Raw genomic sequence first — 23,937 nt, 5'->3', positions numbered from 1 at the left:
CTCTAGATGTTTTCGAACAAGTCCGGCTGAATGTCGGGCTTTTTCTTTATCCAGCTGATTTGTTTTGCCGGGTGGACGATTTCGCCAGGCTTAACGTTACCGATAATCAGCGGTGAATTCGGATCGTGCATGTTGTGCTTGCTTAGCACTTGATCCTTGCCGTAGTTGGCGTAACAATATTTGCAAAGGTGCGGGCAGTTGCTGTAATTGCCGATGTCTCCGCCTACCACGCAGGCGGAACATTCCTCGCGGGCAAATTTCTTCTTTGGCGGCACGAAGGTAAGACCTTTTTCTTTAAGGCCTAAGGCTTTCTCAAAAAAATCTGGAGTGGAACATCCGCTGCAATCTGCTCCGAATTCTGCCAGGGCGGAACTTTCCACGCATGTCTTTATGTTTATGCCGTGCAGGCGACCGATTTCCACAAAGGCTTTGGTGAGGGTAATTTGATCTTCCCAGGAAACTTCTTTAAGGTCAGGGAAGTTCCTGGTGACGCAATTGAAAATGTCCACGAAGCTGATGATGCAGGTGTGGGTGTAGCCTTCTAGCAGAGCGGCCATCACCTCGAAGGATTTGATGTGCTGCTCCACGGTGTAACGTTCTGTAATGCAGATGGGGTCATAACGCCACTGTACTGCATCCTGGCCGCCATTATGGGTGTTAACCAAGTCCGACAACTTCTTGAATTGTTCCACGATCAATCGCTTGTCGGGAACGTTGGGCTCGATGTCCTTGCCGTAGGGGGTGAGGGTGATATGCCATGCCCAGCGGAAATCTTTGATTTCGTCAAGATGGGGAAGGAGCGGGGTTGGATTCTTGGTGCAGAAGAAAATACAGTCAACTACACTTGGGTCCAGCTGGTATCGGGTAATGTAATCCTGATTGTAAGGGTTGCGTACCAGGACGAAACCTTCTCGAATCCGATTCAGAAACCATTTGGAGTAAAAGGCGGGAAGATCCGTGCGGATGCTGGCTGAAATGATCATGGGGATAGAATGCTGCGGAACTGTTCCGTACAGAAAGCCTCGTTCTGGTAGAAGTTATCTGCCAGGATGTCCATGATTTCTTCGGAGTATTCTGTCTGCTTGCTTAAAAGCTTTACCGCATTGATTTTGCGGGTAAGATCTGCGGCGCCTTCAGGAACTTCGGCGGAAAGTTCCATTCCGAAATGTTGCAGGATAATCCAGAAGAAGATAGCGAACTGTACCTTGGTGATGGCGTCACCGTCAAAGAGGCTCTTGGCGTAATAGCGGAAAATCAGGTAGGCTACGATTTTTTCGCCGTCTTCTTCAGAAAATAAATCTTGAGACCGGTCCCAGCCTTTGCGGATCATTCGTTCAAAGGCTTTATCCCAGGCGGGTCCGAAACTTTCCCCTTCGCCAAGGATTTCGATCCAGGTTTGCTTGGTAGCGGCATCACTTAAGAGATCGGAATTTTCTTTATCGTTTGCGTTTGTATTTTCGACGTAATCCAAAATCTCTATGAGCCTCTGGTTCAGAGGCTTGCTTTTATTTGCCAGTAATTCAAAAATGTGTTCCCGTTCTGCGAAGATGGCGTCTCGGGCTTCTTCGGCGCCTTCGGGCATTTCGTCGGGTTCTTCGTCAATTTCACTTTTGACGAGATTTAGAACGTTGCTAGATTCTTCGACTTCGCACTTCGTGCTTCTACCCAAAGGGCATAACTCAACTTGAGAACTAAAGTTCTTAGTTTCGTATAGCTCAGAATGACAGATGGTGGAGTCGTCTTGTGAATCGCTGGTGAGTAATAGTCTAACGGCTTCTTCGCAGCAAAGGCCGACGCCCTTTTCCATGATGTCCCCGTAAACTTCCACAAAGCGGGGGTGCTCGCGGCAGATGTCGCAGAGAACGCTTTCGCCGGATTCATCTAAGTCGGATCCGTTGCACCCCAGTTTGCAGATCATTTCGCAAAGGCCGTTTTTCATAAGGAAGGGACAGCGGTCGCCGGGCTTTAAGATGAAATGCCCGTCCTGGATGTTTTCCATCAAAATTTTGGCGAAGGCGATTTTCTTTTCGTCCCTTTCGCATTTCGGGGATGTGTTTTCGGCGAGGTCCCTGTACTTGGAAAGGCTGATTTCGTCGACGTCGATTTCCCAGCCGACGCAGCAGGTGTCGGTGCATTTGTCGGCAAGGCAGCAAAACTTGTTGTAGAAAGACGGTACGCGCAGCAGCATATCCTGTGAAAACTCCCGAAAGAAAAACGTTTTTGTGGGGTGTAGTGGGGTGGTTTGTGGGTGGAAATATAGAAAAGTGGTGCTCTTGTGTGCATTTGTTTCTGGGCGGACCTGCGGCGGCGGTATGATTTCTGTAATAAAATCAGAGTGATTGAGATGGAGAAGCCGGACCTCGTGGGGAAGTGTGGTGAAGTCAGGGGTGTAAATGGTGTGTTTTCCCACTGAAATGGGGAAGTGTGGGGAGAAGTAAGCTATATTTGAAATGTGTGTTAATAATTCCATGTGTTGTGTAATTGTGTGATGGAATAAAAAAATGAGCTTAGAGAACTATTTCATAGGTCAGGCCAAATCGGCCATCGACGGAAAGGGTAGGTGCGCCTTCCCTCGGGAATTCCGTCGTCAACTGACCCCTGAGGATGGTTCTGAATTCGTGCTCACGAACTGGATGAAGGACAGACTTCGTTTGTTTGTAAGAGCCGAATATGATAAGTTCAAAGCTGAGGTTGACCGTTGGTCCGACCGCAATGCTGCCCAAAAATTCCGTCTGCGTCTAAGAGCCATCCCTGTTGAGCTCGACGGCCAGAATCGCATATTACTCCCTAAGGATAAGCTCCTGTTTGCAGGCCTTACGAACAGCGTAATGTTCGTGGACTCTGTTGGCGGTAAGTCGTTGGAATTGTGGAATACAGAAAAGTATGAAGCTCAGTTCGCTATGGATTCCGAAGAGGATCTGGCTGAGTTCGAAAGACTCTGTATGGCAGATTTTGCGGGAGGATCTGATGAGCAAAAATGACCCTCAGGTAAAGTCTCTACGTACAAACAAAATTTCTGAAGCAGCTGTCGCCGGAGTTGAAGGCGGCGTGTTCTACCATGATCCTGTAATGCTGAAGGAATGCCTTGAAGGTCTCCGCCTTGAAGGTGCTGAAATCCTAGCCGGTGGAACTTTTGCTGACTGTACCTTGGGCGGTGGCGGCCACTCCTATGCTATTGCGACCCGCCTTTCTGCCGAAGGAACCTTGCATTCCTTTGACCGCGATGATGATGCGGTAAAGTTTGCGACTAAGCGCCTTTCTGCCGTTAGCAACGGTGAAGGTCTTCCCAAGTTTGTGGTGCATCCGGTTCCCTTTGCCATGCTGGGCGAAGAGATTCCGGCTGATTCCTTGGACGGCGTTCTCTATGATCTGGGAATTAGTAGCCATCAGGTAGACGATTCTACCCGTGGTTTTACTTTCGTTGGCAATAATCCGTTAGACCTGCGTATGGATCGTCGTGAAGAAGTTTCTGCCCAGGAATGGTTGCGTAGTGTAAGCGCCGATGACTTGGCTGAAGCCCTGCGTAAGAACGCTGATATGGATCGCGCCTTTAAGCTGGCAACTCGCATTATTGAAGTTGCTACAGAAACTGGTCGCGAGGGCCGCGATATCCTGCCTAGCGATATCAAGTCCGTTGTGGAATCCGTATTCCCGGACAAGCGCCGTGACGCCAACAGCCTGCTGGCTCGCGTGTTCCAGGCTGTTCGTATGGAAGTGAATGGCGAACTGCGCCAGATTGAAACCAGTATCCGTTCTGCAGTGGATTGCCTGAAGGTGGGCGGTCGTCTGGTGGTCATGAGCTACCACTCTGTAGAAGACCGCTGCGTGAAGGATACTTGTGCTGAATTTGAAAAGGCTTGCATTTGCCCGGAACATTTGCCGGTGTGCATGTGCGGCGGAAATCACCAGCGTCTGAAGAAGGTAAATCGCAAGCCGATTCTTCCTTCCAATGATGAAATTGCAAAGAACAGTAGGGCTCGCTCTGCAAAGCTGAGAGTGTACGAGAGGGTATGAACGAAGAAACCAAAAATTTCGTGAATTACTCTAACCGCTTTATTGTGCGGTGTTTCCTCTGCCTTGTGCTGGTGGCAGGGCTCTTGCTGATTTTGCCCTTGTACATGCAGAATCGAATGACTCGTCTTTATGCGAAGTCCCATGAACTTTCTGAAACGGTGAATATGCTTCGCCGCGAGATTCTGCTGCAGGAACTGGAAATCAACAGACTGTCTTCTCTTGAAAAGTTGAATGACTTTGCTGAAACAGCTGAACTTGGCCTCAATCAGGTTCCCACCAAGGTCCGTGTGGTAGGGGGTTCCAAGTGAAGTTTGTGAATCTTGAAGCATTGAAGGTGATTAACCTGGACGCAATTTCCATCTGGAAAATGCTGGTTCTTGGTTTTATCCTTGTTTTGACATGGCAGACTTTCAATATTCAAGTTCTGAACCGAGAAATCTACCAGGCTGAAACCAAGAGCATGGTGACTCATACCAAGAACATCTATGCCGAACGTGGCCAGATTATGGATCGTAACGGTGTGGTGTTTGCCGAAAATCTTCGCGATACCGGTAAGTCTGAAGATTATAGCCGCATTTTCTTGCAGGGCAAGCTGGCTTCCCAGATTGTTGGGAAGGTGAACCGCAGTGGTGAAGGCAGCCTTGGTGTAGAACGTATGTTCGATTCCCGCCTGCGCGGCAATGAAGGTTTCCGCGTGAGCATTCAGGACGCTCGCAAACGTGAAATTTATGGACGTTCCGAAAATGTGGCCGAGGCTGAACCGGGTAAGAACCTGGTGCTGACTATTGACCGCAATATGCAGGAACTCGTCGAAAAGGAATTGAAGGATGGCGTGTCCCGCTATATTGCCAAGAGCGCAAGCGCTGTGGTTGTGGACCCGTATACGGGTGAAATTCTCGCCATGGCTAGCTATCCGACCTTTGATCCCAATTCCAAGAATCAGGGTGTGGGCAGCATGGCCAAGAATGATATCGTGGCTATGGCATACGAACCGGGTTCTACTTTCAAGTTGATTACCGCTGCTGCTGCTCTCGAAAGCGGTGCTGTGGATACCAATCAGGTGTTCCCCAACGAAGGTCGTTGCTGGACATGGAATCCCAAGTCTGCTCCCATTTGCGACACCCATGTGTACGGCGATATGAATATGCCCGAAGCCATGGTGCAGTCTTCCAATGTGGTGTTCGCGAAGATTGCCACCGAAGTGGGGGCTAAGAATCTTTACATTACCGCAAAGCATTTTGGCCTTGGCGAAAAGACTTCTGAATATTTCTATGGCGAGGAATCTGGCGCCTTGAAGGATCACGTGACCTTGGCCAGCAATAGCGGCAGTGACCTTAAGTCTATGGGCTTTGGCCATTCTGTGCTGGTGACTCCCATTCAGATGGTGATGGCCTATGCTGCAATTGCAAACGGTGGCAAGCTGATGAAGCCTATGCTCGTTAAGGAATGGCGTGATTCCAAGGGTAAGCTTGTTGAAAAGAACGAACCTACGGAACTTCGTCGAGTTGTTTCTGAAAAAACTTCGTCCATGATTCGCGCCATGCTTTCTCGCGTGGTGAATAACGGTACCGCAAAGCAGGTCATGAGCAAGAAGATTCCCGATGTGGTCTTTGGCGGCAAGACGGGTACTGCAGAAAAGTATAATCCGGAAACCCGTAAGTACGATAGAGAACATCAGGTTGCTTCCTTTATTGGACTTGCTCCGGTTGAAAACGCCCGTTATGTCTGCCTGGTTCTGGTAGATGATCCTCAGACGGCTCAGCATCACGGTGGTAACACGGCTGGCCCGATTTTCCGCCGCATTATGGAAGGCATCTACTATCATCCGGAACTGTCTCCTGCGTCTCACAGTCTGGAACTGGTGAGTGCGAAGTCCAAGTGTAACGACGATTATGTGGGAATGCTCGCTACTGCGGCAAAGTCCCTGGCTGCTTCCAAGGGTTGCAATGTCAAGTTTGAAGGTGAAGGGCTTCGCGTTGTGTCTGAACGTCGCGATGTGAATGATTCTGTTGGAGTCACCCTGATTCTCGAAAATATGGATGGCGGCAAGATGCCCAATTTGAAAGGCCTCTCCTTGAAGGATGCTCTTGAAATTGCAGGTAACTTCCGCATGAATGTTGAATATACAGGCAAGGGTCGCGTAGTTGCCCAATCCCCGAAGGCCGATGAAGTGTTACGTAAAGGGCAAGTATGCAAACTCACGTTGAAGGAGAGAAGCTAATGCTTTCTGAAACTTTGATGAAGAACTTGAATGTTCGTGGTTTGTGCGACGACTCCCGCCGTGTTAAGGCAGGCGACCTTTTCTTCTCGCTGCCGACTGAAGGTTATGAAGTTTTCGCACGTAACGCGGTGGCTGCCGGTGCAGTTGCTGTCGTTGGTGAAAATGTGGCCCCTGAAGGTTTGACTTCCAAGTGGATCCAGGTGTCTAACGTGAAGGCTGCCCGTCTGGAAGCGGCAAGGATTTTTTACAAGGATCCGTTTGCGAAGTTGACTTGCCATGCTGTTACTGGTACTAACGGCAAGACTACAAGCGCTTTCTTGATGGATGCTATGTTGACTGCTGCGGGCAAGAAGGTTGCCCTGTTGGGAACCATCAAGAACAAGGTGGGTAATACCTCTGTTCCCGCAAACCTGACGACTCCGGGTCAGTTGGACTTGTTTGCCTTTGCGGCAAAGGCTGTTGATGCAGGCTGTACCGACCTGGTTATGGAAACGTCTTCTCATGCGTTGCATCAGGGCCGTGTCGCTGGCATTAGCTATCGCAGCGGATTGTTCAGTAACCTGACCCAGGATCATCTGGATTACCACAAGACTATGGAAGCCTACTTCGATGCAAAGAAGTTGCTGTTTACCAAGTATCTGGCTTCTGATGGTGTTGCCGTAATCAATGTGGATGATGCTCATGGCGCCCTGCTTTGTGATGAACTCAAGTCCACTGGACTAAAAACCGTTGGCGTTTCGCGCCTGGGTTCTGAAAAGGCTGACGTAAAGCCCTGCGGTACGGTCCTCAATACCGAAGACGGTTTAAAGTTTGATTTGAATGGCTTTGGTTGCGCTGCTTCTGACGCTCATTTTGAAACTGCCCTTTGTGGCGATTTCAATGTGGACAACGTGATGTTGGTTCTGTCCTGGGCCAATGCCGTTGGAATTTCCAAGGCTGCTATGGATAAGGCTCTTGCCGAAGTTCGTGTTCCGGGACGTTTCGAAAAGGTCTGGAACAAGAACGGAATTCATGTGATTGTGGATTACGCCCACACTCCCGATGCTCTTGAACGTGTGCTGATGACTGCCCGTAGCCTGTGTCGCGGTAAGCTCAGCTGCATCTTTGGTTGCGGCGGCGATCGCGATAAGACTAAGCGTCCCATTATGGGCGAAATTGCAGAACGTCTCTCCGATAAGGCCTGGCTCACTTCTGACAATCCCCGTACCGAAAATCCGGCTGACATCATTAACGATGTGAAGGCAGGAATGAAGACTGACAAGTTCGAAGTTGTGGAACTTCGTGACGAAGCCATCAAGCGCGCCTGCGCTGAACTGAAGGATGGCGACTGGCTTGTGGTTGCCGGTAAGGGCCATGAAGATTACCAGATCATTGGCAAGACTAAGCATCATTTTGACGACCACGAAGAAGTGGTGAAGGCGATGGAAAATGTTTAAGCTGGACCTGAAAATAAAGGAAATGCTTGAAATCCTGGAAACCCAGGCTTTCGGCGTTAACGCCCGTACACAGAATCGCAAGGTGAACCTTTGCATGGATTCTCGTGAACCTGCCAAGGGTGTGGTTTTTTGGCCGATTAAGGGCGAACGTTTTGATGCCCACAAGTTTGTTACCGAAATGGAAAAGAATGGAGCTCTGATGAGTGTTGTGAACCAGGATGCTGAAGGTATTGAAAACTTCAAGATGTATGCCCCCGTGGACGATACCACCAAGGCTTTGCTGAAGCTCGCCAAGGGCTACCAGAAGAATTTCAAGGTGAAGAAGGTGGCCATTACTGGATCTAACGGCAAGACTACCACCAAGGAAATGACTAAGGCTGTACTTTCTATGAAGTACAACACCCACGCTACTGCCGGTAACTTCAACAACCACATTGGCGTTCCCATGACCTTGTTCCAGCTGAAGCATTCCCATGAAGCGGCTGTGATTGAAATGGGTACCAGCGGTCCCGATGAAATTCGTCCGCTGTCTATGGCTACTGAACCGGATGTAGCTGTGATTACCAATATCGGTGCCAGCCATCTGGAAAAGCTGATTGACTTTGACGGCGTATTTGCCGAAAAGCGTACCATTACTGCAGGCCTCAAGAAGAACGGCCTCCTGATCGTGAATGCCGATGACGAACGTCTGTGCAAGTTGCGTTCCAACACCAGCTACAAGGTAGTGACTTTCGGTATCAAGCGTGGTATCTATAAGCCCGAAAAGCTGTCTTACAATGAAGACAACTGTGCTACCTTCTACATCGGCCGCACCAAGTTTGAATTGTCTGTTCCGGGCATCCATAACGTTTATAATGCCCTGGCCGCCATTGCAATTGGCGAGGCTTTCAAAGTCTCCAAGACGGACATCGCCAAGGCTCTGGCTGGTTTCCATTCTACCAACATGCGTATGGAACTGAAGAAGGCCAACGGTTTCTCCATCGTGTCTGACTGCTACAATGCCAATCCGTCTTCTACCAAGATGGCCCTGCAGACTATCGGAAACATGAAGGTTGCCCGTCGCATTGCCGTTCTCGGCGATATGCTGGAACTGGGTGACAAGACCGACGCCCTCCATCTGGAAATGGGTGCCATGGTTCCCGAAATGAATTTTGACATGCTGTTCACCGTAGGTGAAAAGGCTAAGCTCTATGTGAAGGGCGCAAAGTCCAAGGGTATGAAGTCCGCCTATCATTTCGATTCCGTGCAGGAATTGAATGCGGAACTGTCTGAAGTTGTTGCCGAAGGGGATGTGCTTCTGGTGAAGGGCTCTCGTGGCATGCACATGGAACAGGTTGTTGAAGCAATGTTAAAGCTTACCAAGGTTAAGGCATAAGGATAGTAAGAGTCAATGGATAATTCTGTTCAAAATACGACCGGCATGAATAAGCTGCTTCTAGCAGTGGTTTTGGTGCTGATCTGCTTTGGCGTGGCTGTGGTGTATTCCGCATCCGCTCCCTATGCACTGGCCAATGGTCGTCCGGCAGAATTTTACATGATGTCTCACTTGCCCAAGGCTATTGGTGGCGTTGTACTGATGTTGTTCCTGGCCCGTTTCTGGGATTATGGCCATTGGAAATGGGCTGGACGTATTGCCTTTATTGCTTTCTTCGTTCTATCTGCAGTTGCTCTGGTAAAGGGCGGCAGCGTCAAGGGCGCAAACCGTTGGATTTTTGGAATTCAGCCCTCTGAATTTATGAAGCTCGGCTTGATTATCTGGGTAAGTGCCAAACTTTCTGAAGCGGGGGACAATATCAAGAGCGTTGCCTGTACTTTGGTGCAACCCGGAATTCCCTATTGTCTGTGTGCCTTGATTCTTGTGCTGCAACCGAATTACTCCATGCTGATTATGGTGACGGCCATTGTGGTCTGCATTATGCTCACTGCTGGCGTAAATGCCAAGTATCTGGGGTATGTTGCCCTGGCGGGAATCCCGCTGGCATTGGTTCGCCTGATGACTTCTACTCATTCCAGGGCTCGAATTCTGGCCTTCTTTGCCGATGAAGGTGAAATGGCCGCTTCTAACTGGCAGGGCGATCATGCCTTGCAGGCCCTTGGAAACGGAGGACTTTTTGGAACTGGTTTTGGTCAGGGTGTCCAGAAGTTGGGTTACCTTCCTGAAGCTCATAAGGATGTGGTGTACGCCGTGATTGGTGAAGAATTTGGCTTTGTGGGTACTTTTGTAATCTTGATCCTGTTTGCAATTTTGTTTGCCCAGGGTTTTAAGATTGCAAGAAACTCTGCTACCCGTTTTGGAAAGTATCTGGCTTTGGGTTTGACTCTTTCCCTGTTCTCCAATTTTGTGGTTCACGTCTGCGTGTGTGTCGGACTATTCCCCATGACGGGTCAGCCGCTGCCGTTCTTCAGTTTTGGCGGAACCAATTTGCTTTATACCTCGATCGCTATTGGAATCTTGCTGAATATTTCTCGCCCGGCATCGGGTAGGAATATCAAGGAACCGTATACCAGTGGTTCTTCGCTTGAAAGTAGCGCGTTTAGAAATTTTGATTATACAAGGAGTGGCGTATGAAAAAGTTCCTTTTCGTATGTGGCGGTACCGGTGGCCATATTTTCCCGGCCGTTGCCATTGCAGATAGTTTGAAGAAGATGGGCGTTACCGACATTACTTTTGCCGGTCGTAAGGATTCTATGGAAGAACGCCTGGTTGCTAAGAATTGGCCCTATGAATACATTTCTGCAGTACCTCTGCATCGTGGACCGTTCCTTAAGAATTTGGCCTTGCCTTTCAATTTGACCAAGGCCCTGGTACGCGCCAAGAGCGTCGTTCGCAAGGTGAAGCCTGATGTCGTTGTGGCTACTGGTGGATATGTTTCCTTGCCGATCGTGCTGGCCGCAGGTTCCATGGGTATTCCCGTGTATTTGCAGGAACAGAATGCTGTGGCCGGTGTTGCCAATAAGGTTGGCTCCCGCTATGCAAAGACCATCTTCGTAACCTCTGAAGATGCCGCCAAGGGTTTCCCTGCAGAAAAGTGCATGGTCTTTGGTAATCCTGTTCGTGAATTGCCGACTGAAGATTCTTTGGCTCGCCCTGCAGAATTTGCAGAAGGCAAGAAAGCCGTCTTTATTGTTGGCGGTTCCCAGGGTGCTGTAGGCATCAATAACAAGATTGAAGAAAGCATCAAGAGCATTACTGCCCGTGACGATGTTTCTGTGGTCTGGCAGGTTGGCGTAAAGAACGTGGCTACGATTAATGATCGCCTTGGCGAAATGCCCAACGTGGCTGTCCGTGGCTTCCTGGATGGAATTTATGCCTATATGAAGCATGCTGACCTGATTATTAGCCGCGCAGGTGCTTCTGCCCTGGCTGAAATTCTCGCCTTTGGTAAGCCCTCTATTTTGCTGCCGTTCCCCCATGCAACTGCAAATCATCAGGAACACAATGCCCGCGTCGTTGAAAAGGCTGGCGCTGCTCTTGTTGAACTGGATGCAGAAGAAAATCACCTGTGGGAAAAGGTCGAAACCCTTTTGGCTGATGAAAGCCGCCTGGCCAATATGGCTGCCGCCGCAAAGGGCCTCGGAATGCCCGATGCTGCAGACCAGATTGCAAAGGTTATCCTGGAAAAGGAGAATGCATAATGCAGATTAATGACTGTAAGCGCGTACGTCGCCTTCATTTCGTCGGTATTGGCGGTGCAGGCATGTCCGGTATTGCTGAAGTCCTTCATGCCAATGGCTTTGCGGTCAGCGGCTCCGATATGAGTGAAAGTGCTGTGGTGGATTACCTCAGAAACCTGGGTATCCGCGTTGATCCCAAGCACGATGCCAAGAATGTGGAAGACGCCGACCTGGTTGTCTATTCTTCCGCTGTGCCCCATGATAATCCGGAACTGGTCGAAGCCCGTAACCGCCGAATTCCCGTCATCAAGCGCGCAGAAATGCTGGGCGAACTGATGCGTATGAAGTACACCCTGTCTATTGCCGGTACTCACGGCAAGACCACTACTACTTCCATCGTAGGCCAGATTTGGGAAGAAGCTGGTTTGGATCCCACCATTATCGTTGGCGGTGTGGTGAAGGGCCATGGCAGTGGCGCCAAGGTGGGTAAGGGTAACTACCTGATTGCCGAATCTGATGAATTCGACCGTAGCTTCCTTTCTATGATGCCCTCTTCTGCTATCATTACCAACATTGATGCAGACCACCTGGATACCTACAAGGATATTGAAGACATTAAGGACGCCTTTGTCCAGTTTGCAAACAAGATTCCTTTCTATGGTCAGATTATTCTCTGCCTGGATGATCCCAATGCCCAGCAGATCCTGGCCCGTCTGAAGAAGCCTGTGATTACTTATGGTTTTACTCGTCAGGCTAAGTATCGCGTAGACAATCTGCGTTTTGAAAAGGGATTCCCTGTATTTGAAATTTTGAATGATGGTAAGAGTCTGGGTGAGTTCCGCTTGCAGATTCCTGGTCGTCACAACGTGCTGAACGCAACGGCTGCAGTAGCCTTGGCTATTGAAGAAGGTATTGATGCCGATGTGGCCCGTAAGGCTGTTGCTGCCTTCGGTGGCGTAAAGCGTCGTTTTGAATTCATTGGTGAAAAGAATGGCGTGATGGTCTTTGATGACTATGCTCATCATCCCACCGAAGCTACCGCAACCCTCCTGGGCTTCCGCGATGCCTTCCCGGATAAGCGTATTATCGTCGCTTTCCAACCCCATCTCTTTACCCGTACCCGCGACCAGCACGAAGCTTTTGGCAGCGCCTTTGCCAATTGCGACGTCCTGCTTGCCACCGATATTTATCCCGCTCGTGAACGCCCCATCGAAGGTGTGACCGGTGCTCTTGTTTCTGAAAGTGCAACTGCACGTGGCCATCGCGATGCCCGCTTTATTGGCGATCAGATGAACTTGCTTCCCATCTTGAAGAAGGAACTTCGTGAAGGTGATGTGGTTGTCTTGATGGGTGCTGGCAGCATCTACAAGCTGGGCGAAACCATTTTGAAGGAATGTCTGTAGGAGTTTTAGTTGGCTGTAGATAAGACGACATGGTCAGGCCGTAGAATCGGCTTTAACGAACGCAAGCAGAAGGACGCGCGTAACCAGAAAGTGAAATCTGGTGTTGCCAGTGCATTCCACTGGTTTAAGCATCGCGGCTGGATTATTCTGGTTGCTGTTGTGGCCTTGTCTGCGGTTGTCTGGAACCAGCGTTTCTATCTGCAGCGATTCAATCCCCTGGAACTGCGCCATTTGCAGTATGTGGACATCGAAGGGAATAGAATGCTGTCCTGGGAAGATGTCATGCAGAATGCCCAGATTGAAACGGGTATGCTGATGTCTGAATTGGACGCTGACTCTGTGGCTGAAGCTCTTTCACAGATTCCCCTAATTCATTCGGTGACCGTAGAGAAGAAGTTCCCCTCTTCCTTGTACATCAAGTTGCAGGAAGCTTCTCCGATGCTCTCTGTGCTGGATGGCGGTAAGGCAACGATTTATTCGGAGAAAGGAGCTGCACTTCCGTTTTCTGTGGCTACGGCAATGCGACTTCCTGTTTTGGAAACGGCCTCTGTTGGGCATGTCAAGATTGTTGCGGAGTTTCTTGATGCTATGAAAAATGTGAACAGTGACTTGTATGAAAAGGTGTCTCAGGTTTCATGGTCAGAAGAAGATCGAGGGATTGAAGTTTATTTCAAGGATGTTGGGTTCCGTACGATTTTTCCGGCATCGGATTGGACAAAGGATGTTTTTGTGTTGTACGAATCTTTAGGAAATGGATTCACGAAGGATTTGCGGTGTGCCGGAGTTGTGGACATGAGATTCCATGGCTTTGCATACGTAAGGAATTATGACAAGAGGTGTGTCAATGGATGATAATAAGCAGGCAATAAAGAAAGAAGATTATATCTTCGGTCTCGATATTGGGGCCTCGAAGGTAAATCTGTTTGTTGGCATTTCCGAAGGGGACTCTGTTCGCGTTGTCGAATGCGGTGATTTTCCGCTGGCAAACGCTGACGAGTATGACCTCGTCGTCGAAACCTTGCAACAGGCTGTTCAGCAGCTGGAACGTTCCGCTGGTGTGGATGTGCGTGATGTCTATGTAGGCATCGCCGGAAAGCATGTGCTTTCTTTCAGCTACAAGGGTATTATCACACTCCCCACAGGCGAAGTTCGTGAGCAAGATATTGAAAATGTGAAGAAGCAGGCTAGCACCTTGCCTAATGGCGCTGGTAGCTTGATTCACGCATTCCCGGGTGAATATACCCTGGATGACGAAAAGGGTATCCGCAATCCCAAGGGCCGTACAGGCCGTCGCCTGGAAGTGGATGTGCAGCTGGTGACCTCTCGCCAGAACGCCCTGCAGAATTTGACCAAGTGCATTAACCGTGCTGGCTTGAATGTGGCTGGCTATGTGCTGGAACCTTTGGCTGCTGCCTGCGCAGTCCTTACCGATGATGAAAGGGAACTTGGTGTTGCCCTTGTTGACATTGGTGCCGGTTCTGCAGATATTGCCGTGTTCCTGAAGGATTCCGTTCGCTATACCAATTCTCTGGACCTGGCCGGTAATGTAATCACTAGCGATATCAGTAAGTGTCTGAATGTTCCTATTTCGCTGTCCAAGGCAGAAGAAATTAAGAAGAAGTATGGAACTTGCGTTATTAGCAATCTGATTGAAGATGAAACATTCCCGGTTCCCGCTGTTGGTGACCGCGGTGATGTTCCCTGCTCTCGAAAGTTGCTGGCCAAGGTCATTACGGCCCGTGTCAGTGAAATTTTCCAGTTGCTGGCAAAGGACTTGCAGAAGCAACAGCTGGAATCTTTGATCAATGGCGGCATCGTCCTTACGGGTGGCTGCTGTGAATTGGAAGGCATTGAAAATGTGGCGTCCAAGGCATTCTTTGGTAAACCGGTCCGTATTGGTCATCCCAAGGGGATGAGCGGTATTCAGGATGCTTTCCAGAGACCGTCTTATGCAACTGGTGTAGGCCTTTTGCATTACGCCAACAAGGAACATAATAACAAGAAGAAGAATGATACCGGCGCACAGCTGAAGGTTTCCGTTGGAGACGGATTTAGAAAGGTTGTCGGTTTCATCAAGAAGTATTTCTAACAACAAACCAAAACACTCAATAAATCAGGGAGATTAAACATGAGTGAAATGAATGATATGTACTTTGAGGCCCAGTCCCGTATTATGGGTGAAGACCTCTCCAGCCGTAATGCAAAAGTCAAGGTCTTCGGTGTCGGTGGTGCCGGTGGAAACACCGTAAACCGTATGAAGCAGATGAGCATTGAAGGTGTTGAATACTATGCTGTCAATACCGATTCTATGGCTCTTGACTTGAGCTTGGCTGATCACAAGATTCTCATTGGTGAAAAGTCCACCAAGAATCTTGGTGCCGGTATGGATCCGGAAAAGGGCCGTAAGGCTGTTGAAGAAAACATTGAAGAACTGCGTGAATCCATGAAGGGTGCCGACATGGTGTTCGTTACTGCCGGTATGGGCGGTGGCACTGGTACTGGCGCGGCTCCGGTCGTGGCCGCAGTTGCTCGCGAAATGGGCATCCTGACTGTTGGTGTTGTGACCAAGCCGTTCCGTTTTGAAGGTAATGCTCGTGCTCGCGTTGCTCAGCAGGGTATTGCAGAACTTCGTGCTGCTGTTGACACCATCATCGTTGTTGAAAATAAGAAGCTCCTCGCCATGCTCCAGACTTCTAATCAGAAGGCTACCATGGATGAAGCTTTCAAGATGGCTGACGAAATTTTGGGCAATGCTGTTCAGAGTATCTGCGGCATCATGTTCCATCATGGTCTTGTTCACGTTGACTTTGCTGATATCCGCAAGGTGATGCAGAACGGTGGCAGCGCTCTCATGGGTACCGGCTGTGCTCAGGGTGAAAAGCGTGGCATTGCCGCTGCTGACCTGGCTCTGGCTTCTCCGCTTCTGGAAGACATTAGCATCGAAGGTGCTACCGGCGTTCTTATCAACGTTGCCCACGGTGAAAACTATTCCCTCCTCGAACATAGCGAAGCTATGGAACACATCTATGAAAAGGTGGGTGAAGAAGGTGATCCCAACATCATCATTGGTGACATCACTATTCCGGAACTGGGTGACAAGGTTTCCATTACCATTATTGCAACTGGTTGCGGTACCGCACAGGCTGCTCAGCAGCCCGCTGTCGCTCGCCCCACTCAGGTGTTTGCTAATCCGTTTGCAAATCAGCAGACTGTCCAGATGCCTGCCGCTCAGATGCCTGTTTCCCAGCAGCCCGCTGTAGCTCCGGTGGCTCCTGTTGCTGCTCCTGCCCAGCCCGCAGTTCAGCAGTCTACTCCGCGTCCCACTAGCGTGAATTTCTTCGCTATGGCACAGCAGGCTCAGCCCGCAGCTGCCGCTCAGCCCGCTCCTGAAATGTATGCTCACCAGGCTCCTGTTCAGCAGATGCCAGCTGCACCCGCAGCTCCCGCAACTGTAGAAATGGTTGCTCCTGTGTTGACTACTCCGAGCCTCTCTGATTCTCAGTCTTTCCCGGCAATTGATGCCGGTCGTTTCGGCGCCATGGATTTTAATGCCCAGCAGCCTGCTGAAGAATCCATGACCGTTAAGTCGGAAACTTCTGAAATCGAAGCTGTTTCCGACGAAGACGTCTACAACCGTGGCTTGGATTCTCGTAGTGCTACCAGTGCTTTCAGCGTCCCCGCTTACATGCGTCAGCAGGAACCTGCTGCTGAACCTGCAGTGAAAACTCGTACTGTATCCCGTCAGGATGTTGCCGAATGTGCAATGAAGGCTGACGGTGTGGACTACAATATGCCTGCCTATCTCCGTATGGGCGTCGACATGGAGAATTTCTAGTCCCCAAAGTCGAGTGTTCTCGATGAACCGAAATTAGGCTTGCGCTCCCTATAGGCGATACTGTTGCAGATTTCTGTAACAGGATTGCTGGGTGTTGCCTAGCCACAAGGAACACACACACACAGAACGTGCGAGTGCACGTTCACACAACACAAAGGAATCGCCTGGGTCTCCCTGCCTGGGCGATTCTTTTTACATTTGGTATTATGAAAATCCGAAACATACTCTTTTCTCTTGGGTTACTGTCCGCCATTTCTTTTGCCGGTATGAATGCCGGTGATATTCCCCAGTGGTCTTCAGATAGTTCCTACAAGGGCTATGTTCAAATTGGAACTGATTTCAATTTTGGATTGAATGGGGGACCGACCGATCCTGAATTTGCTGCAGATACGGTTGAACGGTATGGCGGAAACTGGCGCGGTCTGAGAGTTCCCCTGGAAACGGCTCGCAGTTACGAAGATCATATTGATCCTTTCTTCATGATTAGTTTCCGTGCGGGCTATAAAAACTTCCATTTCTTGATGGAAGCTCCTCTTCGCAAGGATATTGAAGCCTGGTACGATTCAGACCTGAAAACGAACTTTACCTATAAGCCTAGTGAGTTGGACATTGCTGTCCCTATTAATGGTTATGCCCTTTGGCAAAATCCCGTGGGCTATGTCCAGTTGGGCCGTTTTAACCCTGAAGATCTGAAGGTCTCTCCCAACGATTTGACCATTGGTGGAACGCCTTACCACGACGGTCTCCTTTGGAAATTCGAACCGGGTATTTTCCGTTATGCCTTCATGGTCAGTTCCCTGAATGCCTGGCTGTTCAATGATATAATTGACCCGACAACAGGATGCCCTCCCGAAGGTTCCGAGGCCGCCGAACAGAAATGTCCTGAAAAAAATAAGCAGGCTAGCAATCAGCGCGATCGCGTTTATGATGAAAATGTAAAGAATCTGGTTTACCACCGCATCGGAATCGAGATGAACCATTTCTGGATTTCCATCATTGAAGAAAGTATGGTGGGCGGTAAGGATCTGGAATTCCGTTCCATGAATCCCTTTATGTTCCTGCACAATAACTTTGCTGGTGGATACACCAAGGCTGTGACTACGGCAGAAATTGGATTTAAGCCGATTTCTGGCGCTCGTTTTTATGGTCAGCTGAACATGGAAGACATCAATAGTCCCGTTGGTGAAGATAGTGATAAGGGGACAAACCGCAGTATGTTAAGCTACCTGGTTGGATACTCTCAGGAAATTCCCACACAGCGCTACGGTGATTTCTTTTTCCGCTTCGATGTTGTCCGCACAGACCCTCTTCATAACAACGGCCGTCTCCCGCTTCTTGAATATTCTAGCCGTCGCCTTTATCGTAGTAACTACCGTGACCAGGATGATCCGGATTTTGCAGATATGTTCTTTGTGGATTATCCCATCGGTTACCGTCGCGGTTCTGACGCCTTGGATCTTTGGCTGGACCTGTCCTGGAAATATGGGCGTCATACAGTAAAGGCGACCCTTGCCTGGTTGCAGCAGGGCGATAACGAATTGTACACCGACTATGACGAAGCGATTCATGATGAGTATGCTCCTTCTAATCGGGTAGAAACCCAGTATGTTGTGGATGCACTTTATTCCATGCAGTACAATAGCTGGTTTGGCTTTTACCTGGGTGGTGGTTTCCGCATTTACGAAAATCTGGCCCACGAAGTTGGAAACGATGGTGCCGATGGCTGGATCCGTGCCGGAGTGAAGTTCATCTTCAACCCCGTGGACTACAGATTCTAATTATGAATTATGAAGTATGAATTATGAGAATAAGTAAGGCGGCGAAGCCGCGATTTTAGCTCTCGTACTTAATAATTCGTAATTCGTACTTGGCCCATCCATCATTATTATCTATCTTTATAGGGCCTTTAACAGGAGTAAGTTATGTCTGAAATCGGTACCCCGCTAAGCTCTAGTGCAACTAAGGTTCTCTTCTGCGGTGCAGGAGAACTGGGTAAGGAAGTTATCATCGAAATGATGCGTCTCGGCGTCGAAGTGGTTGCCGTAGACCGTTATGCCAACGCCCCGGGCATGCAGGTGGCTCACCGTTCCCATGTGATCAACATGCTGGACGGTGCCGAACTCCGCCGCGTTATCGAGCTGGAAAAGCCCGATTACATCGTGCCGGAAGTGGAAGCTATTGCTACTGATACTCTGGTCCAGATGGAATCCGAAGGCTATACCGTGATTCCTACCGCCAAGGCTACCAAGCTGACCATGAACCGCGAAGGCATCCGTCGCCTTGCTGCCGAAGAACTTGGTATCAAGACCAGCCCCTACAAGTTTGCAGACAACTTCGAAGACTTCAAGGCAGCCGTCAAGGAAATCGGTATTCCTTGCGTCATCAAGCCCGTGATGAGCTCCTCCGGCCATGGCCAGAGCGTCATCAAGACTGAAGCCGATATCGAAAACTCCTGGAACATTTCCCAGAACGAAGGCCGCACCGGCAAGGCTAGCCGCGTGATCATCGAAGGCTTCGTTCCCTTTGACTACGAAATTACTTTGCTCACCGTCCGTCACGTTGCAGGTACTGCATTCCTGGAACCCATCGGACATCATCAGGTGGGTGGCGACTATCAGGAATCCTGGCAGCCCCAGCCCATGAAGCCTGAACTTCTGGAACAGGCTAAGGTCATTGCCAAGAAGGTGACCGATGCTCTGGGTGGCCGCGGTATCTTCGGCGTTGAACTGTTCGTCTGCAAGGACGAAGTGCTATTCAGCGAAGTGAGCCCCAGACCTCATGACACCGGCATGGTGACCTTGATTTCCCAGGACCTTTCTGAATTCGCACTTCATGCTCGTGCTATTCTCGGCCTGCCCATTCCCAACATTGCTTTCCATGGCCCCAGTGCAAGTAAGGCAATCGTTTGCGATGGCAACTCCACCCAGGTGAAGTTCAGCGGCCTTTCCGAAGTCCTTGCTGAACCGGATACCAATATCCGTCTGTTCGGTAAGCCGGAACTGAAGGGCCACCGCCGTATGGGCGTTCTTCTTGCCCGTCGCGAATCTGTGGACGAAGCTCTCAAGACTGTTATGGCCATGAGAGAAAAGGTGAAGGTTTCCCTTTAATAAACGAATTTCGTTTTAACGAAAAAGCACCGCAACTTATTTGCGGTGCTTTTTCTTGTATACGTTAATTTGCTTTTATCGCTTCATGCTGTCGTAGTAAGCTTCCAGCTCTCTGTGGCAGTTGATGAAGTACTTCTTCAGTTGCGGGTCGAAGTGGGTTCCCATAGATTCTACAATCACTTCGTATGCTTCTGCGTAAGACATCTTTTCCTTGTAGCAGCGCTGGCTGACAAGTGCGTCGTACACGTCTGCAACGGCCATGATGCGTGCTTCCAGGGGGATGTCCTTGCCCTTGAGGCGGTTGGGGTAGCCGGTTCCGTCAAAACGTTCGTGATGGTAATGGGCAACGTTTCTGGCTACGGCCACAAACTGCTCGGACTCAACGCCCTTGAGCAAATTCTCTACGATTGCGGCTCCCTTTTCGGCGTGGGTCTTCATGATCTCGAATTCTTCTTCGGTGAATCGGCCCGGCTTTCTCAGGATGGCGTCGTCCACGGCGATTTTACCAAGGTCATGCATCGGGGCGGCCTTTATCAAAGCGCTAAAGAAGTTGTTCATGGGTCTGTAGGTGTCGTCCTTACGCATTTCGTTGACGATAATCTTTACCGCTTCGCTGGTTCGCTTGATGTGGCCGCCAGTGTTATTGTCACGGCTTTCTACCATGTTGGCCATGCCCAGGATCATCTGTTCCTGAATAGCCTGGATCTGGCTGTCTCTGTTCTGGACATCGGTAACGAGGTTGTTGTTGTAGTTGTCCAACAATTTGATGTAACGCTGGATCTTGGTGTCGTCTTCGATGCGGAACATATAACCGCAAATCTTGTTTCCGTGCATCAGGTTTTTCAAGGTGCTCTTGTAATGCATCTTGCCGTATTGGAAACTAGAGGTGTAAGAGAAATCGTTGGGGTTGAATTTGCTGATCTGGTCTAGCAGAATTTTTCCCAGTTCATCACTTTCCTGTACTTTAAAGTCTACGCGGAACTGCTTTAATGTGGGGAAGTGGTGCAGGGCGATGTCGTTACAGCCGATGTAGCGCAAATCTTCGGAGAACGAAATGTATGCACTTTCGTTCTGGAATTCCAGCGTGTCAAGAATGGTGCTCTGGATGTCGTATTTACCAATGCGGTGGATCATGAACAATATGGTATACTGGAGCAGCAGGAATACAGCGGGTGTCAATACCATGTCGCAGTTGAGTCCACGCATAACAAAGAAGGAACCGATCATGATGAAGCCAAGTACGGCCAAGGTGAACAGGTTCTTGTAGGAAATGTTTCTCTTTTTGTAGAAGGAAGTGAAGAAAATGACTAGACCCGAAATAAGGTACAGCCCCATTATGATGTTATAGAGGTTGTGTGCCGGACCGTATTCCGCTACAAAATCGGTAACGCCGAAATTTTCAACAAGGGTAATGCTCTTGTAAAAAATGTCGCTCTGACCAGTTGTCAGTGCAAGGCAGAGGATGATGGCGCTAATGCTGAACAGCAAAATGTGCAATTTCTTGGAAACCTTGATGTTGCAGAGTGCCAGTTCTCCAAGAAAGAATAGCATCGGAACAAAGGAGGCTCCTACGTAGGCAATCTTATTTGCGAGAAGGGCTTCTTGTTCGTTGGTGGAATAAGCCAGGAACAGATGTCCGCCTATCTGTACAGTCATCACATGGAACATGGCTGTGTAATAGGGAATGTTGCGCTTGGAGTTGATTGCCATCAGGATGGCAATGTTCGCAAGTGACAAAATTAACGTGGCGATTAGATAATAATGAACCATAAATCCTCAAAAACACAAATCTTAACGATTTGTTACGTATACCAACAAGATAAATAAAATTTTACGAGTGTCAGCAGACAATCTTGCCTAGGGCGATGATTGCGGCTGTTCTTGCGCGAAGTCTGGTGGGGCCCAGCTTCATTAAGTGGACCTTTCCGTTAGAAAAATCCTTGATGGCCTGGATTTCTGCAGGGGAGAAGCCGCCTTCGGGGCCGACCAGCAGTGTGGTGGGGGAGGCTAGACTTTCGGTGGCGGGAGCGTTTTCGCCGTCCATATCGCACAGGACCAGGTCGCCCGAGTAGCTTTTTAACCAGTCCTTGAATTCGATGGGACCTTCAATTTTTGTGAGCCATGGCTTCTTGGACTGCTTCAGGCTGACAAGGCTTTTCAGTTCGGCGCGTCGTACAGTCTTTTTCAGGTCAGAGTTCTTTGGCTCCTGGGAGTAGTCTGTCCGCAGAAATACGATGCTGTCAATTTCTGTCTGTGCGGCGTGGAACACCACCTCTTCCAGGGCGTCGTCCTTGAGGCAGGCAATGCCAAGGGAAACCTTGGGACGATTGCTGCTAGCCGTTTCCACTACATCGACGCGGACTTCGCAAGCCTTGGCGTCAGCTTTCGTGATTGTCCCATCGGCGTAATGACCTAGGCCATCGGAAAGTTGCAGCACATCGCCAACGGCGGCACGGCAGACTCGTACTGCGTGGGTGCTTTCGTTTTCGTCAAGAGTGATTGTGCCTTCGGTAATCAGCGGACAGTAAAAACGGCTATCAGGAGTTTTCATGGCCATAAAGTAGCAATTATCTTTGCCCATTGTTCCTTGAGCATTGCTCATTTTCTAATTTGTGGAGTATGACTCGTAAGCCGGTTAAAGCTGTTGTATTTGATTTGGATGGTACGCTGTACCTGAGCGGCCGCCCCTATCCCAAGGCTGTCAAGACGGTGAACAATGTGGCAAAGCATGTTCCCGTATATTACCTGAGTAATAACACCAGCAAGTCTCCGGTGTTTTATGAGAACCGTTTAAAAGTGATGGGCTTGCCCCTTCGCGATGACGCCATTATTTCTGCATTGACTCTTTCCCTCAAGGCCATTCACGAAGAAGGCGTCAAGAACGTTTTCTTCTTCGCGAACCCCGAAGTTACCGAATGGTTTGCGGCTCAGGACCCGACTTTAAATCTTCGCCCCAGCGTGGCTGATACGGAACTGGTTCTGATTGCCTACCACAATTCCTTCGACTATAGGGAACTTTGTGAACTTTCTTTCCGCGTCCAGCGCAAGATACCCTTCTGGGTGACCCACACGGATTTTGTGTGTCCCGACGCTAATGGCCCCGTTCCAGATATCGGCAGCTTCATGGCTCTCCTTAAGACCGCCTACGGTGTGGAACCGGAGCGCAGTTTCGGTAAGCCCAATCCGGCCATGCTGTCTGAACTTCTGAAGGTTTATGCCCCCGAAGAAATTCTTTTTGTGGGCGACCGTCTCTACACAGACTTTGAATTGGCAAAGCGTAGCGGTTGCCGTTTTGTTCTGCCGCTCTGTGGAGAAACAAAACTCGCCGACCTGGAAAAACTGGATGTAAAGCCCGAAGTGGTTGTGGACATGGTCAGTGATATTGACTTTGACGCATTTTTCGAGGGTCGTCTTTAATGCGAAGAATTCTGTTGGCCCTTTTGTTGGCGATTCCTGCTTTTGCCGCCAAACTGACGGTTGCCGTGTCTCTGCAGCCTTACTCCAGCGTGGTTCATGAGATTGGTGGCGACCAGGTGAATGTGGTGACTATGGTTCCCGCAGGTGCAGATCCGCATACCTTTGAACCCAAGCCTGCGGCTCTCAAGGACTTCGCCAAGGCCACGGTCTATTTCAGCGACGGTTCCGGTATGGATGCCGCCTGGCTGCCCCGCTTCAAGGGTGTCAATAAAAACGTAAATGTCGTTTCCCTTTCCAAGGGAATCGCCTGGATGGAAGAGGATGAACATCACCATCATGAAGGTGCTGAAGACCATCACGACGAACATCATGATGACGGCGGGGAAGAGCTGGATCCTCATCTGTGGACATCTCCTGTCCAGATGATGCAAATCGCAGAAAACCTCTGCGAGTCGCTAATGAATCTGGACGCTTCCAATAAGGACCTTTACCGCAAGCGTACAAACGATTTGGTCGCCCGCCTGAAAACGTTAGACCAGGAACTTCGCCAATCCATTAACGGACTCCCTGCCGATGGTCGAACCTTTATCGTGTTCCATCCGGCTTATGGTTACTTCGCCCGTGATTACGGCATGAAACAGCTTACCGTAGAGGTGAACGGCAAGGAACCGAAACCCAGGGATCTGGCAAACCTTGTTAAGACCGGCAAACAAAACAACGTCCACATCGTATTTGTCCAGCCCCAGTTCAGTAAGCGGGCCGCAACGGCTATTGCCAAGGAACTGGATGCTACCATTCTGGAAACAGACCCTCTTGCCTTTGACTACGAAAAGAACATCAGGGCCCTGCTGAATGCTATCCGTGAAAAGTCCGCAAAATAACTCTCCCA

The 23,937-nt window shown here is 49.6% G+C and carries 20 protein-coding genes; 16 read left to right on the top strand and 4 right to left on the bottom strand.

What is annotated here, in order from left to right; all coding sequences use genetic code 11:
* Positions 1-2: 2 nt before the first annotated feature.
* Positions 3-983 (bottom strand): DUF1848 domain-containing protein, encoded by a 981-nt coding sequence (locus BUB38_RS03420; RefSeq protein ID WP_073157067.1) that lies wholly within the window; start codon positions 981-983, stop codon positions 3-5.
* Positions 980-2,188 carry a flagellin lysine-N-methylase gene (gene fliB / locus BUB38_RS16235; protein WP_073157064.1) on the bottom strand — a complete coding sequence of 403 codons (1,209 nt, stop codon included), beginning with the start codon at positions 2,186-2,188 and terminating at the stop codon, positions 980-982. The genes BUB38_RS03420 and fliB overlap by 4 nt, the downstream gene beginning before the upstream one ends.
* A gap of 313 nt (positions 2,189-2,501) precedes the next feature.
* Between fliB and BUB38_RS03410 the strand changes: the two genes are divergently transcribed.
* From BUB38_RS03410 to purT, 14 genes are all read left to right on the top strand, one after another.
* Entirely contained in the window at positions 2,502-2,981 is a 480-nt protein-coding gene (locus tag BUB38_RS03410) for a division/cell wall cluster transcriptional repressor MraZ (protein WP_073157061.1), read from the top strand.
* Complete coding sequence (gene rsmH, locus BUB38_RS03405) at positions 2,968-4,014, top strand: 16S rRNA (cytosine(1402)-N(4))-methyltransferase RsmH (RefSeq protein ID WP_073157058.1); 1,047 nt, start codon at positions 2,968-2,970, stop codon at positions 4,012-4,014. The genes BUB38_RS03410 and rsmH overlap by 14 nt, the downstream gene beginning before the upstream one ends.
* Complete coding sequence (locus BUB38_RS03400) at positions 4,011-4,322, top strand: hypothetical protein (RefSeq protein ID WP_073157055.1); 312 nt, start codon at positions 4,011-4,013, stop codon at positions 4,320-4,322. Before rsmH ends, BUB38_RS03400 begins: the two co-directional genes overlap by 4 nt.
* Positions 4,319-6,235, top strand: a complete 1,917-nt coding sequence (locus BUB38_RS03395; RefSeq protein ID WP_249269294.1) for a penicillin-binding protein — start codon at positions 4,319-4,321, stop codon at positions 6,233-6,235. The genes BUB38_RS03400 and BUB38_RS03395 overlap by 4 nt, the downstream gene beginning before the upstream one ends.
* Positions 6,235-7,671 (top strand): UDP-N-acetylmuramoyl-L-alanyl-D-glutamate--2,6-diaminopimelate ligase, encoded by a 1,437-nt coding sequence (locus BUB38_RS03390; RefSeq protein ID WP_073157053.1) that lies wholly within the window; start codon positions 6,235-6,237, stop codon positions 7,669-7,671. Before BUB38_RS03395 ends, BUB38_RS03390 begins: the two co-directional genes overlap by 1 nt.
* Positions 7,664-9,046, top strand: coding sequence for a UDP-N-acetylmuramoyl-tripeptide--D-alanyl-D-alanine ligase (gene murF / locus BUB38_RS03385; RefSeq protein ID WP_073157050.1), 1,383 nt, complete (start codon positions 7,664-7,666; stop codon positions 9,044-9,046). Before BUB38_RS03390 ends, murF begins: the two co-directional genes overlap by 8 nt.
* Before the next feature lie 15 nt (positions 9,047-9,061).
* Positions 9,062-10,240: an FtsW/RodA/SpoVE family cell cycle protein gene (locus tag BUB38_RS03380; RefSeq protein WP_073157047.1), complete on the top strand. Its 1,179-nt coding sequence runs from the start codon at positions 9,062-9,064 to the stop codon at positions 10,238-10,240.
* Entirely contained in the window at positions 10,237-11,307 is a 1,071-nt protein-coding gene (murG, locus tag BUB38_RS03375) for an undecaprenyldiphospho-muramoylpentapeptide beta-N-acetylglucosaminyltransferase (RefSeq protein WP_073157044.1), read from the top strand. The genes BUB38_RS03380 and murG overlap by 4 nt, the downstream gene beginning before the upstream one ends.
* Positions 11,307-12,689, top strand: a complete 1,383-nt coding sequence (murC, locus tag BUB38_RS03370) for a UDP-N-acetylmuramate--L-alanine ligase (RefSeq protein ID WP_073157041.1) — start codon at positions 11,307-11,309, stop codon at positions 12,687-12,689. The genes murG and murC overlap by 1 nt, the downstream gene beginning before the upstream one ends.
* Before the next feature lie 9 nt (positions 12,690-12,698).
* Positions 12,699-13,541 (top strand): cell division protein FtsQ/DivIB, encoded by an 843-nt coding sequence (locus BUB38_RS03365; RefSeq protein ID WP_073157038.1) that lies wholly within the window; start codon positions 12,699-12,701, stop codon positions 13,539-13,541.
* Positions 13,534-14,778 carry a cell division protein FtsA gene (gene ftsA, locus BUB38_RS03360; protein ID WP_073157035.1) on the top strand — a complete coding sequence of 415 codons (1,245 nt, stop codon included), beginning with the start codon at positions 13,534-13,536 and terminating at the stop codon, positions 14,776-14,778. Before BUB38_RS03365 ends, ftsA begins: the two co-directional genes overlap by 8 nt.
* A gap of 39 nt (positions 14,779-14,817) precedes the next feature.
* Positions 14,818-16,524, top strand: a complete 1,707-nt coding sequence (gene ftsZ / locus BUB38_RS03355) for a cell division protein FtsZ (RefSeq protein WP_073157032.1) — start codon at positions 14,818-14,820, stop codon at positions 16,522-16,524.
* A gap of 206 nt (positions 16,525-16,730) precedes the next feature.
* Positions 16,731-18,302 carry a hypothetical protein gene (locus tag BUB38_RS03350; RefSeq protein WP_254794867.1) on the top strand — a complete coding sequence of 524 codons (1,572 nt, stop codon included), beginning with the start codon at positions 16,731-16,733 and terminating at the stop codon, positions 18,300-18,302.
* Between the two features lie 144 nt (positions 18,303-18,446).
* Complete coding sequence (purT, locus tag BUB38_RS03345; RefSeq protein ID WP_073157029.1) at positions 18,447-19,631, top strand: formate-dependent phosphoribosylglycinamide formyltransferase; 1,185 nt, start codon at positions 18,447-18,449, stop codon at positions 19,629-19,631.
* 75 nt (positions 19,632-19,706) lie between these two features.
* On the opposite strand, the gene BUB38_RS03340 is transcribed toward purT, so the two are convergent.
* A complete protein-coding gene (locus BUB38_RS03340; RefSeq protein ID WP_073157026.1) occupies positions 19,707-21,401 on the bottom strand; it encodes an HD domain-containing phosphohydrolase in 1,695 nt (564 codons plus the stop codon).
* A 70-nt stretch (positions 21,402-21,471) separates the two neighbouring features.
* Complete coding sequence (locus tag BUB38_RS03335) at positions 21,472-22,212, bottom strand: RsmE family RNA methyltransferase (RefSeq protein ID WP_249269296.1); 741 nt, start codon at positions 22,210-22,212, stop codon at positions 21,472-21,474.
* A gap of 38 nt (positions 22,213-22,250) precedes the next feature.
* Here BUB38_RS03335 and BUB38_RS03330 point away from each other — a divergent pair, with 38 nt between their 5' ends.
* Together BUB38_RS03330 and BUB38_RS03325 are read left to right on the top strand one after the other, a co-directional pair.
* On the top strand, positions 22,251-23,048 hold the full coding sequence (locus BUB38_RS03330) for an HAD-IIA family hydrolase (RefSeq protein WP_073157023.1): 798 nt from the start codon (positions 22,251-22,253) through the stop codon (positions 23,046-23,048).
* On the top strand, positions 23,048-23,929 hold the full coding sequence (locus tag BUB38_RS03325) for a metal ABC transporter solute-binding protein, Zn/Mn family (protein ID WP_073157020.1): 882 nt from the start codon (positions 23,048-23,050) through the stop codon (positions 23,927-23,929). Before BUB38_RS03330 ends, BUB38_RS03325 begins: the two co-directional genes overlap by 1 nt.
* The last annotated feature ends 8 nt before the right edge of the window (positions 23,930-23,937 follow it).

This window comes from Fibrobacter sp. UWH5, assembly GCF_900142505.1.
In the GTDB taxonomy this organism is placed as follows: domain Bacteria; phylum Fibrobacterota; class Fibrobacteria; order Fibrobacterales; family Fibrobacteraceae; genus Fibrobacter.
Note: the sequence above shows the minus strand (reverse complement) of the source record. Positions and strands in the feature narration are given on the sequence as shown.